The organism is Gordonia cholesterolivorans, assembly GCF_039531975.1.
Lineage (GTDB): Bacteria > Actinomycetota > Actinomycetes > Mycobacteriales > Mycobacteriaceae > Gordonia > Gordonia sihwensis.
Window position 1 is genome coordinate 1 of record NZ_BAAARB010000067.1, and the last position, 745, is coordinate 745.

General features: G+C 30.5%; 1 protein-coding gene. It reads right to left on the reverse strand.

Annotated elements, in window-relative coordinates; genetic code table 11:
* Positions 1–682, reverse strand: a 682-nt coding sequence (locus ABFX36_RS18920; protein ID WP_346077829.1) for a HindIII family type II restriction endonuclease, incomplete at its 3' end; no start/stop codon positions are given.
* Between the last annotated feature and the right edge of the window lie 63 nt (positions 683–745).

Sequence of the window (745 nt, forward strand, 5' to 3'; positions counted from 1 at the left end):
CTAACATCGTTCTATTTATCATTGTCCAATATAACACGCTATCTTTTGATGGATTAATCAATGATACTGATTTGAATATTTTATGAAGTAAATCAATGGCTTTTGTTTTTCCTTTTATTTCTGAATACCGAACCAATACACTTAAGTGAGTATAGGTAAATATACATACATTCCTTGAGATTGCCTGCTGATATATCTGACTGTTTTTTGTTGGTAATTGATATATTGGGCAAACAACCATTGCAAAATCATTACTTTGTCGCCAACCATCCATGGCTTGAACTTTAAAATCTTTTTGATTTTTTGCTGTTCTACTTAATCTAAATACTTTTGCATCAGCTACAAAAGAATATTTTTCACTAGAAACTTCAACATCTGCAGCATCAGCTCTTTCTGTCAATACAATGCTATTTAATCCAATAAACTTAAAACACTCTGATATTAATGCATCCGTATATTTAGAGTATAATTTTTCTTCACTTGAATCATGAGCATACGATTCAGGAATTGCAGTGCATAACCTTAGATGATCCATTAATGCTGAACTACCGGTTCTAAGAACCTCACCAATAATCTCTTGTTCTACTCGACTGGAGTCGTTAACAAAATTACCACTCAATTTAACTATTTCATCAATCCAATAGTAACGTCTTAATTTAGCATCATCTGTTATATAGTTCATTTTATGTCATTTATTCATCATATTTATTAGTTACTCCAATTATCTCATATAGATTAAAACCAT